This is a genomic window from Komagataeibacter sp. SM21 (assembly GCF_041402665.1).
GTDB lineage: Bacteria > Pseudomonadota > Alphaproteobacteria > Acetobacterales > Acetobacteraceae > Komagataeibacter > Komagataeibacter saccharivorans.
This window is the reverse complement of the sequence record NZ_JBGLOV010000001.1, coordinates 209,053-220,736: the sequence shown is the minus strand read 5'-3', so window position 1 is coordinate 220,736 and position 11,684 is coordinate 209,053. Positions and strand designations below refer to the sequence as shown.

At 63.6% G+C, this 11,684-nt stretch carries 13 protein-coding genes; 7 read left to right on the top strand and 6 right to left on the bottom strand.

Annotated elements, in window-relative coordinates; all coding sequences use genetic code 11:
- The first annotated feature begins 177 nt into the window (after window positions 1–177).
- Both ACBR42_RS00945 and ACBR42_RS00940 read left to right on the top strand, forming a co-directional pair.
- Window positions 178–867 carry a carbonic anhydrase gene (locus tag ACBR42_RS00945; protein ID WP_102324616.1) on the top strand — a complete coding sequence of 230 codons (690 nt, stop codon included), beginning with the start codon at window positions 178–180 and terminating at the stop codon, window positions 865–867.
- Between the two features lie 52 nt (window positions 868–919).
- Window positions 920–1,747: an endonuclease/exonuclease/phosphatase family protein gene (locus ACBR42_RS00940; RefSeq protein WP_371207156.1), complete on the top strand. Its 828-nt coding sequence runs from the start codon at window positions 920–922 to the stop codon at window positions 1,745–1,747.
- 32 nt (window positions 1,748–1,779) lie between these two features.
- On the opposite strand, the gene ACBR42_RS00935 is transcribed toward ACBR42_RS00940, so the two are convergent.
- Window positions 1,780–2,133, bottom strand: coding sequence for a hypothetical protein (locus ACBR42_RS00935; RefSeq protein WP_102324617.1), 354 nt, complete (start codon window positions 2,131–2,133; stop codon window positions 1,780–1,782).
- A gap of 120 nt (window positions 2,134–2,253) precedes the next feature.
- Here ACBR42_RS00935 and ACBR42_RS00930 point away from each other — a divergent pair, with 120 nt between their 5' ends.
- Window positions 2,254–3,036 (top strand): NADPH-dependent F420 reductase, encoded by a 783-nt coding sequence (locus ACBR42_RS00930; protein ID WP_371207069.1) that lies wholly within the window; start codon window positions 2,254–2,256, stop codon window positions 3,034–3,036.
- Here the strand turns inward: ACBR42_RS00930 and ACBR42_RS00925 are convergent.
- Window positions 3,015–3,563, bottom strand: a complete 549-nt coding sequence (locus ACBR42_RS00925; RefSeq protein WP_102324619.1) for an HdeD family acid-resistance protein — start codon at window positions 3,561–3,563, stop codon at window positions 3,015–3,017. The genes ACBR42_RS00930 and ACBR42_RS00925 overlap by 22 nt on opposite strands.
- A gap of 33 nt (window positions 3,564–3,596) precedes the next feature.
- Window positions 3,597–3,791: a hypothetical protein gene (locus tag ACBR42_RS00920; protein WP_132305664.1), complete on the bottom strand. Its 195-nt coding sequence runs from the start codon at window positions 3,789–3,791 to the stop codon at window positions 3,597–3,599.
- Window positions 3,792–3,871: 80 nt separating this feature from the next.
- Between ACBR42_RS00920 and rpsD the strand changes: the two genes are divergently transcribed.
- From rpsD to ACBR42_RS00900, 4 genes are all read left to right on the top strand, one after another.
- Complete coding sequence (gene rpsD / locus ACBR42_RS00915; RefSeq protein ID WP_102324620.1) at window positions 3,872–4,489, top strand: 30S ribosomal protein S4; 618 nt, start codon at window positions 3,872–3,874, stop codon at window positions 4,487–4,489.
- A 118-nt stretch (window positions 4,490–4,607) separates the two neighbouring features.
- Window positions 4,608–6,170, top strand: coding sequence for a peptide chain release factor 3 (locus ACBR42_RS00910; RefSeq protein ID WP_110546882.1), 1,563 nt, complete (start codon window positions 4,608–4,610; stop codon window positions 6,168–6,170).
- Between the two features lie 107 nt (window positions 6,171–6,277).
- Window positions 6,278–7,654 (top strand): cysteine--tRNA ligase, encoded by a 1,377-nt coding sequence (cysS, locus tag ACBR42_RS00905; protein WP_371207068.1) that lies wholly within the window; start codon window positions 6,278–6,280, stop codon window positions 7,652–7,654.
- Window positions 7,651–8,436, top strand: a complete 786-nt coding sequence (locus tag ACBR42_RS00900; RefSeq protein ID WP_174234077.1) for an RNA methyltransferase — start codon at window positions 7,651–7,653, stop codon at window positions 8,434–8,436. Before cysS ends, ACBR42_RS00900 begins: the two co-directional genes overlap by 4 nt.
- 59 nt (window positions 8,437–8,495) lie before the next feature.
- Here the strand turns inward: ACBR42_RS00900 and gltX are convergent, their stop codons facing one another.
- From gltX to ACBR42_RS00885, 3 genes are all read right to left on the bottom strand, one after another.
- Window positions 8,496–9,833 carry a glutamate--tRNA ligase gene (gene gltX, locus ACBR42_RS00895; RefSeq protein WP_110546885.1) on the bottom strand — a complete coding sequence of 446 codons (1,338 nt, stop codon included), beginning with the start codon at window positions 9,831–9,833 and terminating at the stop codon, window positions 8,496–8,498.
- A 261-nt stretch (window positions 9,834–10,094) separates the two neighbouring features.
- Window positions 10,095–10,463: a hypothetical protein gene (locus tag ACBR42_RS00890; RefSeq protein ID WP_102324625.1), complete on the bottom strand. Its 369-nt coding sequence runs from the start codon at window positions 10,461–10,463 to the stop codon at window positions 10,095–10,097.
- Window positions 10,464–10,509: 46 nt separating this feature from the next.
- Window positions 10,510–11,673, bottom strand: coding sequence for a nicotinate phosphoribosyltransferase (locus ACBR42_RS00885; RefSeq protein ID WP_371207067.1), 1,164 nt, complete (start codon window positions 11,671–11,673; stop codon window positions 10,510–10,512).
- Window positions 11,674–11,684: the final 11 nt, after the last annotated feature.

The following is an 11,684-nucleotide window of genomic DNA, read 5'->3' as shown; positions in this document are numbered from 1 at the left end:
TATATTGTGGTTACATAGTATTTCCACTGCACTGCATTGAGAAACATTTATGCCCGCCGGGTGTTTCCCATGGTATAGGGGATAGGAGAGACAGGCCGGACCATCGGATGCCACGGCGGCTGTACCGCACGGCATGCTTCCCCCAATGTCCGGACATTCAGGTGACAGGATTTTACAATGGCCGATACCAATACTGCCCGGGATACCCTCATCGAGCTGCTGCAGGGCGTGGAACGTTTCAATACGGAAGTTTTCCCCCAGAACCGCGAGCTGTTCGCCAGTCTGGCTGAAAGCCAGTCCCCTGATACGCTGTTCATCGCCTGCGCCGACAGCCGGGTTAACCCCAGCATGATTACCCAGACCCAGCCTGGTGACCTGTTCGTGCTGCGCAATATCGGCAATATCGTGCCTGCCTATGGGGAAATGCTTGGCGGTGTCTCGTCTGCCATCGAATATGCGGTCAGCGCGCTGAAGGTGTCCCATATCATCGTATGCGGTCATTCAAACTGCGGCGCGATGAAGGCCCTGCTCGATCCCGATCCCACCAACCTGAACAAGATGCCGACCGTCGCAAGCTGGCTGCGCAATGCCGAAGCCGCGCGCGCCGTGCTGGAGGCATCCGATGCTGGCCCCGCGACCGTACGCAGTCTGGCAGAACAGAATGTCCAGCTTCAGATCGCCCATCTGCGCACCCATCCCGCCGTAGCCGCAGGGCTTGCCCGTGGCACCCTGACGTTGCAGGGATGGTTCTATGACATCGCAAGCGGGGAAGTTGTCGTTCTGGATGAAACGTCGCGGCAGTTCGTCCATGTGGATGAAGCCATCGCCCGGCTGCGCGCCCAGTCGGGTACGCCCGCCACCGCCTGAAGGCTCCCACCGGCATGGGGTGTGGCTGGCGCTGTTTGCGTGCCTCACCACCATGCCGCCTAGCCCCGCGCAGGCGGCGGCCAGCCTTAAACTGTCCACATGGAATCTTGACTGGCTGACCACCCGCACGCAGGGCGATGCCGCCCTGCCGCCGGATGTAACGCCCCGCACGCCCGCCGAACTGGATGCACTGGCCCGGTATGCCCGCCACCTTGCACCCGACATTGCGGCGCTGGAGGAAGTGGATACGCCGGAACTGGCCGCCCGGCTGTTCCCTGCCCCTTCCTACCACATCATCATATCGGGCGATCAGGTGGTGCAGAAGGTCGCACTCGCCATCCGGGCCGACCTGCAGGTGGAGCGCCATGCGGATGTTACCGCGCTGGATGTCTATCCCGCCACCGCCCCGCGTCACCTGCGTTCCGGTCTGGATCTGAGCATTGGCAGCGGGCCGGACACGCTGCGGCTGCTTGTCGTTCACCTCAAGGCGGGATGCAGGGATTCGTCGCCCACCAGCCGCAAGCCTGCCTGCCGTACGCTTTTACGGCAGGTTGCCGTCATTCAGGACTGGATCATGGAACGGCAGGATGAAGGCGAGGCTTTTGCCGTGCTGGGCGATTTCAACCGCCTGCTCGCCCCCGATGACCCGGCGCTGCGCAACCTTGCCGAAAACGGACCGCTGACCCTTGCCACGGCGGGCCATGCCAGCCCCTGCGGGCAGGGCAGCTATTTTATCGACCACATCATACTGGGGGGTGCTGCACGCGGCTGGCTGCAACCCGACAGCCTGCGCGTCATGCTTTATCGCGGCAGTGGACAGGAGCGGGCCATGCGCCTGTCCGATCACTGCCCCGTCTCGGTCCGGCTATCGCCCCCCTGAACCTGAAGGACCGGAGGGCATGGCAGACAACCTTATTCCGGCCAGATGCCCGAAGCATGCAGCGCATTCCACCCCACACCCAGCACGACCAGCACGAACACGATTGCCCCCATCAACTGGAACAGTTCCTTGTAGGGCATGAACGGAGCGGACGCGCCAGCCATGGCGGCGGCATGGCTGCTGGATGTCGCAACAGCGTCATCGGCCTGCGGCACCACCTGTGTCTGGGCCACGGGCACCGGGCCGGGATCGGGCACGTCGGTCGCCGCAGCCGATGCCTCGTCTTCCTGCGTGGCGTCGTGCAGTGCCTCGACCGGATGATCCACGCCCACGGGAACAGCGGATTCCGCTACAACAGTCCTGTCCTGATCGGGTGTGTCGGTCATTGACGCTGTACTCCTGCTTTCCCCAACTCTGTGCCATATACCTGTCAGTTCGGCAAAGAACCAAACGGCAGATCAGACATCCCGACATACTACCACCCGCTGCCCGCGCAGGAGAAAGCCATGCCCCTGAAACTGACCCGCAGGCAGAGCCTGACCACCCTGCTGGCCGGACTGCTGCCCGTCCTTACGCCCCATGGCGCCATGGCCCGCACGCCCCTGCGCATTGGCATGATCGGGTCCGGCCATGTCGGCAGCACGCTGGGGCAGTTATGGAGCCGGGCGGGGCACGAGGTCATGCTGTCCGCCCTGACATTGAGGGAGGCGCAGGAACGGGTTGAGGAACTGCATTTCGGCAGCGCGGGCACATCGCACGATGCCGCTGCCTTTGGCGATGTGGTAGTGCTGGCGGTACCCTATGGGGCATTGCAGCAGCTCGGGCATACGATTGGCCCGATCCTGAATGCAAGGCCACTGATCGACGCGACGAATCCGTATACATGGCGCGATGGCAAGATTGGCCGTCAGGCGCTGCTTGAGGGCGCGGGCATGGTCACGCAGTCGCTCTTTCCCACCGCCGCCGTAGTGCGGGCCTTCAATTCAGAGGATATGACAACCCTGCTGGCCCAGAGCAACCGGCCACCGCCACGCATGGCGCTGCCCATGGCGGGCGATGTGGCGCGGGCGCTCACTATGGCGGGCTGGCTGATCCATGATGCGGGATTTGACCCGGTCATGGCGGGTGGCCTGTCAGCGGCAGGCCTGTTTCAGCCCGGCGGCCCGGCATTCGAGGCCCAGATGGACGCCGATGACCTGCGCCGGCTGCTGGGGGTTACGGGCGACAGTGCCGTTGAACGCAGCCTTGCCGCCCGGTTTGCCGCAGCTCAGGCTTCCGGCGGCAGGTAGGCGGCCCGGCGCAGGGCAAGGCCGAACTGGACCCAGCCGATCCCGGCTGCGATCAGTTCAATGGCGATGAATGTCCCGATCAGCCACAGGCCCGACCATGGCAGCGTGATGTACAGGCACAGCCCGACCAGAAGGCTGATCAGCCCGCCGAACAGGATGATCCACCAGCCCTGCAGCCCACGTTGCCGGAACGCCATGATGATGCGCCCGATTCCCGACACCACCAGACAGGCGGCGATGAAAATGGTGATGATCAGGGAGCCGGTGGCCGGTTCCTCCATCATCATCGTGCCCGCCAGTATATAAAGACCACCGCCAAGGATGGACATCAGCCTGCCATCCCAGTCCCGTACGGCAAAGGCATGGACAAGCTGGACCGCGCCCGCGACGAACAGCACCAGCCCGAACAGGATGGTGCTGGCCAGCGACAGCGCCAGCGCGTCCGCCCAGGCCACGAATCCCAGCCCGAGCGATACCACCCCAAGCCCGACAAACAGTCCCCAGCGCTGCGTAAGCGGCGTTTCCATGCGAAGCCCTTCCCTATGTTCCGGCATGCCGTTTCATAACAGGCCGCCAGCCCCCTGCGATACAGGTTTTGTCATGTCCGACGCAGGGTCCAGCCCCACGCCATGATTGACACGAACGGGCTGTACCCCTATACGCGCCCGACTGCCGGGAATGTGGACGATACGGCTGGTGCCCATGGGTGATTGCTCCCCGGTGCCGGTAATACGTGGCGCGCCCGTCCTGTTCATGGGGAACAGGACCTACCGGTGCAACGACATGAAACACGGCCCGCCGTGGTGCATGCAGATGAATGAAGTGAGAGCGCGACATGAGCAAGCGCCTTGAGAGCAAGTATAAAATCAACCGCCGCCTTGGCGTGAACCTGTGGGGCCGTGCGAAGTCCCCGGTCAACAAGCGCGAATACGGCCCCGGCCAGCATGGCCAGCGCCGCAAGCAGAAGCCGTCCGACTTCTCCGTGCAGCTTATGGCCAAGCAGAAGCTGAAGGGCTACTACGGCAACATCGGCGAAAAGCAGTTCCGCAAGTATTACGATGAGGCGGTGCGTCGCAAGGGCGATACCTCCGAAAACCTGATCGACCTGCTGGAACGCCGGCTGGACGCGGTTGTCTACCGCATGAAGTTCGCGATCACCCCGTTCGCGGCACGCCAGTTCATCAGCCACGGCCATATCACGGTCAACGGTCGCAAGGTCAACATCCCCTCCTTCCTGGTGCGTGATGGCGACGTGATCGAAGTGCGTGAAAAGTCCAAGCAGCTCGCCATCGTGCTGGATGCGGCACAGAGCGGCGAACGCGACGTGCCGGAATACATGGAAGTCGACCATCGCCAGATGAAGGGCACGTTCCTGCGCAGCGCCAAGCTGTCGGATGTCCCCTATCCGGTCCAGATGGAACCGAACCTGGTCATCGAATTCTACTCTCGCTGATCAATACCCGGAACCGGGCAGGCGTGACGCCGGGCGTGGGGCTTTGTCCCCGCGTCCGGCGTCCGCGTTTCTGGCCCCTGCCCCGTTCCCTATCCTTTCCGCCGGGCCAGCCGCAGGAATGGACAAGCACGTGACCGCCAACGCTGCCGATACCTCCCTTACCGCCGAAATTGTCCGGCGGCGCACCTTCGCCATCATCTCCCATCCCGATGCGGGTAAGACCACCCTGACCGAACGCATCCTGCGCGCGGGTGGCGCGATCCAGATGGCGGGCAACGTGCGGGCCAAAGGTGAGCGGCGGCGTACCCGTTCGGACTGGATGGGCATCGAGCGCGACCGTGGCATTTCCGTCGTGACATCGGTCATGACGTTTGAATATGGCGGCTGCATCTTCAACCTGCTCGACACGCCGGGTCATGAAGACTTCTCGGAAGATACCTACCGCACACTTACGGCGGTAGACGCGGCGGTGATGGTGATCGACGCCGCCAAGGGAATCGAGGCCCGGACCCGCAAGCTGTTTGAAATCTGCCGCCTGCGCGATATCCCCATCGTCACCTTCATCAACAAGATGGACCGCGAGTCGCAGGACCCGTTCGCCCTGCTTGATGAAATCTCATCTTCGCTGGCACTCGATACCGCTCCGGCCACATGGCCGGTGGGACGTGCCGCGAAATTCGTGGGCACCTACGACCTGCGCAGCCGCGAACTGCATGTAAACGAGGAACTGGACCAGTCCGACCCGCGCATGGTGCAGTTGAGCGAGGATCTGGAACTGGTTGAAGCGGCACTGCCCGAATTTGACCGGGAAAGTTTCAATGCGGGCCATCTGACGCCGGTATTTTTCGGTAGCGCGATGAAGGAAATCGGCGTGACCGACCTGCTGGACGCGCTGGCCGCCTTCGGGCCGCCGCCGCGCGATCAGGCGACGGAGACCCGCAACGTCCGCGCCGACGAACCCGCCCTGACCGCGCTGGTGTTCAAGATCCAGGCCAACATGGACCCCAACCACCGAGACCGCATGGCATTTGCGCGAATCTGTTCGGGCAGGCTGCAGCGCGGCATGCGGCTTAAGCACGTACGCATCGGCAAGCAGTTCGCCCTGCATACACCGCAGTTCTTCTTCGCGCGTGACCGCCAGTTGGCGGAAGAAGCATTCGCGGGCGACGTGGTGGGCATTCCCAATCATGGCACCCTGCGCATTGGCGATACGCTGACGGAAGGCGAGGACCTGCGCTTTACCGGCGTGCCCTACTTCGCGCCTGAAATCCTGCGCCGCGTGCGGCTGGATGATGCGATGAAGGCGAAGAAGCTGCGTCAGGCGCTGACCGAACTGGCGGAAGAAGGCGTGGTCCAGCTTTTCCGCCCGCAGGATGGCGCGCCCCCCATCGTGGGCGTGGTGGGCACGCTTCAGCTTGACGTGCTGCAGGCCCGGCTGAAGGGCGAATATGGCGTGGCGATCGGTTTTGAATCCACGCCCTACAACCTTGCGCGCTGGGTCACGGGACCACGGGAAAAGCTGGAAACCTTTTCCATGGCCAACCGCACGGCCATGGCGGATGACATTGATGGCGACCCGGTCTTCCTTGCATCTTCCGCGTTCATGATGCGTCGCACGGCGGAGGGAAACCCCGATCTGGCCTTTCATGACATCAAGCAGATCGGACAGGAAATCGGCTGACCGGATGGCCCGGCGGGACGGGTTGGCCGGGCATTCATCCGCCGCGTGGAGGCACGCGCAGATGAGGTCTTGCGTCCCACCGGCTGTCTGTCGCATCTAGACGCATCATGCCCGATACACAGCCCCGCCTGCACCTGCACGACAGCAGGACCCGCAGCACCGTTCCCTTCGTCCCGCTCGACCCGCAGAACGTGCGGGTCTATTATTGCGGCCCCACGGTCTATGATCTGGCGCATATCGGCAACCTGCGCGCCATGGTTACGGCGGATGTGCTGGTGCGCCTGCTGCGCCACCTGTATCCACGCGTGACCTATGTGCGCAACATCACGGACGTGGATGACAAGATCAACGCCCGCGCCCATGCCAACGGCGAATCCATCGCGGACCTGACGGCACGCACCATCCGCGATTTTCATGAGGACCTGCAGGCCGTCTCCATCCTGTCCCCGGATGCGGAACCGCGCGCGACCCACCATATCGGTGAGATGCAGGACATGATCCGCCGCCTGATCGAAAGCGGCCATGCCTATGAAGCGCAGGGCCATGTCCTGTTCGCGGTAAGTACCTATCCGTCCTATGGCGCGCTGTCGGGACGCAGCCCGGATGACCTGATCGCCGGCGCACGGGTGGAAGTCGCCCCCTACAAGCGTGATCCGGGCGACTTCGTGCTGTGGAAGCCATCGGATGACCAGACGCCGGGCTGGGACAGCCCGTGGGGCCGGGGGCGGCCGGGCTGGCATATTGAATGCTCGGCCATGTCGCATCATTATCTGGGCGAAAGCTTCGACATCCATGGCGGCGGGTCGGACCTTCTGTTCCCCCACCACGAAAACGAACGCGCGCAGAGCATGTGCTGCCATCCGCACGGACGCTTCGCCAATCACTGGGTGCATAATGCGATGCTGCTGGTGAACGGGGAGAAGATGTCGAAATCGCTCAGCAACTTCCTGACCGTGCGCGACGTGCTGCGGGACACCCCGCCCGAAGCCCTGCGCCTGCTGCTGCTGCGCGCGCAGTACCGTTCGGTGCTGAACTTTACGCAGGCCGGTCTGGATGAAGCGCGCCAGATGCTCGACCGCTTCTACCGCGCGCTGGAAAAGCTTGATCCCGGCATCACCGCCCCGCCGCCCCAACGGTTCGTGCAGATGCTGTGCGATGACCTGAACACCCCCCGCGCGCTGGCGGAAATGCACGCGCTGGCCGATGACGCGCTGGCCCATGACGCGGCGGCTGGCGGCAACATTGCCGCTGCCCGCCTGAAGGCGGCGGGCAACCTGATCGGGCTGCTGCATGATACGCCCGAACAGTGGTTCCGTGGCGGGGTAGATGTGGATGCCAGCGCCATCGAAGCCCTGATCGCCGAACGGCTGGCCGCGCGCAAGGCGCGTGATTTCGCCCGCGCGGACGCAATCCGCAATGAACTGGCGGCACAGGGTATTGTGCTGGAAGATGGCCCGCAGGGCACGACATGGAGACAGGCATGACCGGACGTGACGGCGGGGCGGATATTGGCCCCATAGGCAACAGTCCGGTCGTTATCCTTGTCCGCCCGCAGATGGCGGAAAACATCGGCACCACCGCGCGCGCCATGGCCAATGGCGGCCTGTTTCACATGCGGCTTGTCGCCCCGCGCGACGGCTGGCCGCTGGAACGCGCATGGCGCAGCGCATCGGGCGCGGACCGCATTCTGGAAGCCGCCACGGTGCATGAAACGGTCGATGACGCAGTAGCCGACCTGCATCATGTCTTCGCCACCTGCCCGCGCCCGCGCCACATCGTCAAACCCGTGCTGACCGCCCGGGGCGGTGCCGCAGAACTGCGTGAGATGACCGGGCGTGGCCTGAAGGTCGGGCTTATGTTCGGCCCGGAACGCGCCGGACTGGATAACGAGGACATGGCCCGCGCCGATGCACTGATCCGGTATCCGCTCAACCCCGCCTTCATGTCGCTCAATCTGGCGCAGGCGGTGATGATCATGGCCTATGAATGGTGGATGGCCGAAGACGCCACGCCCCAGCGCACCCTCATGACCAACGAGACGCATGTCGCGACACGGGGCGAACTCGACAACTTCATGCGCCACCTGATCGGTGATCTGGATGAATGTGGGTTCCTGCGCAACGAACAGAAGCGCGCGGGGATGGTGCGCAACCTGCGCCACTTCTTCCTGCGCGGGGAAGTGACGGAACAGGAACTGCGCACCCTGCACGGCGTGGTGACGGAACTGTCACGCGGACGCAAGGCACGGCAGAAAGACGCCAAATAAGGGATGGCCATAACCACCCTTTAATAAAAAAGCCCGGTGCGAACCGGGCTTTTTTCATGTCAGCGCGCTGCAATCCGCAGGCGCCCCGCAACACGCTCCCGCCCCATGAGCGGCAGCAGGTCACGCATTTCCGGTCCACTATCCTCCCCCGTCAGGGCAAGGCGCAGCGGATGGAACAGGGCGCGGCCCGTGCGGCCCGTGGCCTCCCGGATGGCGGTGGTCCATGTCTTCCACACCGTGTCGTCCCATGGCGCATCGGGCAGGACTTCGAGGGCCTGCAACAGGAAAGGCGTATCTTCCGCTTCCATTACCGGGGGCACGATCTCGCCCGCAACCACATCCCACCAGTGGCGCAGTTCGCCCGCCATATCCACATTGCCACGCACGGCAAGCCAGAAGGCTTCCGTCGCCCCTTCTGGCAGGCGGCTGCGGATTTCATCGAAAGGCATGGCGTGCATGATGCGGCGGTTCAGGCCCAGCAACTGCCGCATGTCAAACCGCGCGGCGGAACGCGAAACGCGGTTGAGGTCATAGCTGGCAGCCAGTTCATCAAACGACAGCGGGGCCGGGTCATCCGCGCTGCCCAGCCGGGCAAGATAGGACACAATGGCCGATGGCTCGATCCCGTCCTGACGCAGCGCCCGAATCGAAAGCCCGTCAAACCGCTTGGACAGCTTGCCGCCGCCTTCATCCAGCAGGAGCGGCAGATGCGCGAAGGTGAAGCGGTTGCGCTTCGCACCCAGCGCCTCGGCAATGTCGATCTGCACGCCGGTATTGGTGACGTGGTCTTCCCCACGGATGACGTGGGTAATGCCCGTTTCCATATCATCGACGACCGAGGCCAGCGTATACAGCACCGTGCCATCGGCACGGACCAGAACGGGATCGGAAATCGCGGGCAGCTTGACGCGCGACGGCCCCATGACAAGATCGTTCCATTCCACCGTGCGATGGTCGGACAGCCGGAAGCGCCAGTAAGGCACCTTGCCATTGGCTTCAGCCTGCGCGCGCTGCTGGGGCGTCATGCGCAGCATCGCGCGATCATAGACCGGGGGCTTGCGCATGCGGATGCGCGCCTCACGTTTGGAGGCCAGTTCCTGTTCGCTTTCAAAACAGGGATAGAGCCGCCCGCTGGCCTTCAGCTGTTCGATGGCCAGTGCGTAACGGTCCAGACGATCCGACTGGCGGACGAATTCATCCCACCCGATGCCCAGCCAGCGCAGGTCATCCTGCAGGGCCTGCACATACTCCTCTTTCGATCGACCGCGATCGGTATCGTCAATACGCAGCAGGAAGCGTGCATTGTGGCGGCGGGCAAACAGGGCATTGGCAATGGCCTGACGCGCATTGCCGACATGGATCAGCCCGGTCGGGCTGGGCGCAAAACGGAGTTTCATGCCCCCTATATGCGGCGATTACGCCCCAAATGCCAGAGAACACATGCGCAATCCGGTGTGGAATACACCGACCTGCGGCAACGGCCCGACATGCCGGCCCCGTCAGATTCGCAGCAGGGTATCTGAACAGCTTAGCCGTCCAGTACCCGGCACATGGGGCGATTGTTTTAATGGGTTACGGGGAACGCCGCCTTGTTGAAAAAAGGCAGCACCCAAAACTTTTATGACTTCTGATAATTGCGAAGTGAACTGAGGGTATCCTTATGCCCCGTCATCCTCATCATCGCCACGGCGGGGATCAAACGCCCGCCAGTCGCGTTCCATCGGGGTGGCGGCGTGCGCTGCGAAATCATCCAGTTCATTGGCTGAACGCCAGCCCTGATCGCCTGCTTCCAGCACTTCCGCATCCTCCCCAAAGGAGAACCAGGCCTTGAGAATGTCAGCCGCCGAAAGGCCGGGCATACGGCAGCGTTCGATGCTGTCGCGCACATAGGCGCGCGCAAAGGCGTTGGCCTGAATCAGGTCGGGGAAACCACCCACTTCCTCGACAATATTGTCCTCCGCGCCGCCTGACAGATCCAGAATCCGTACGCGCCACCCCCCTTCGGGGGCAAAAATGGTCTCTGACAAGATGAAGCCTTTCGTTATCCGTCCCCACGGGCGGGGCCGCGCGCTGTCAGCCGCCGTTGCGGCGCAGCAGGAACTCGCGCCCGACCTTGACCCGTGGCGTGCCGTCATAGGCCACGATATCCGCCGTGGCGTATGTTTCCGACCAGCGGTCGGGAATGAAGGAACCGGTCCCGATCACATCGACCGGGGCGTGGGCATCCGCCATGCTGAGGCATTTTTCCACACTGAAACCCGAGGACGCAATGATGCGCACATGGGGAAATCCCGCCTCGTCCAGCACTTCGCGCATGCGCCAGATGGCGGCGGCGGAAACGCCGGTGCCGACAAGATAGCTCAGTTCCTTGTCGGAGCGGTAGCGCCGTATGCTGCCCGGCGAGTGGCGTTCCAGCACCGCGTATGAAGACTGCGGGTCCAGCCCCTCCAGAAAGCGGCCGCCATGGGTATCGAGCCGCACGCCGATGCGTCCGGTTGCGGCCAGTTCGGGGAAATGGCGGCAGACTTCCAGCGCATCCGTCACCTCGCGCCCGAAATAATCGACGAGGACGGCAAGGTCCATCTGGGGATAGACTTCATGAAACATCTCGGCCGCGCGCAGCGTGGACCCGGCATACCCCACCAAGGCGTGGGGCATGGTGCCCAGTCCCTTGCCGGTCCCGAAATAATGGGCCGTGGCGTCGTTGGCGCCCCCGACAAAACCCAGCGCGCCTTCCTTCTGCGCGGCGCGACTGCCGACGGAGGCGGCATAGGCCATCTGGTCCTGCATGTCGAAGCCCGCGCAGTGGCGGGCTTCCATCGCCATGAAACGCACATGCGGCAGCGCCATGGCCATCTGATAGGCGTTATGGGCGGCAACGCAGGCCGGGCCAAGCCGCTGGAGCGCAAGCGTCTCCAGCGTGGCGAGCCATGCAAACGACCCGGTCACATAGGCCAGCGGTTCGCCCGCCCCCACCCACGTCCCTTCGGGAAACATGATGGTGCAGTCGATATCCACGCCCTGTTTCGCCGCCACGGCACGGAACCAGTCCACCATGAGGCGGGGGGCGGAAATGACCGGGCGGCGCAGGAAGATGGCGTAAGTCACCTTCCTGTCGCCAAAATGCTCCACAATGGCGCGCGTGCGGTTGAAGTAGGCATCCGTACGGTCGGCAATCACATCATATGCCGCCGGATCGGCCAACGCGCCCTGACCGGCATGGTCACCTTGGGTCATGCACCCTCCTG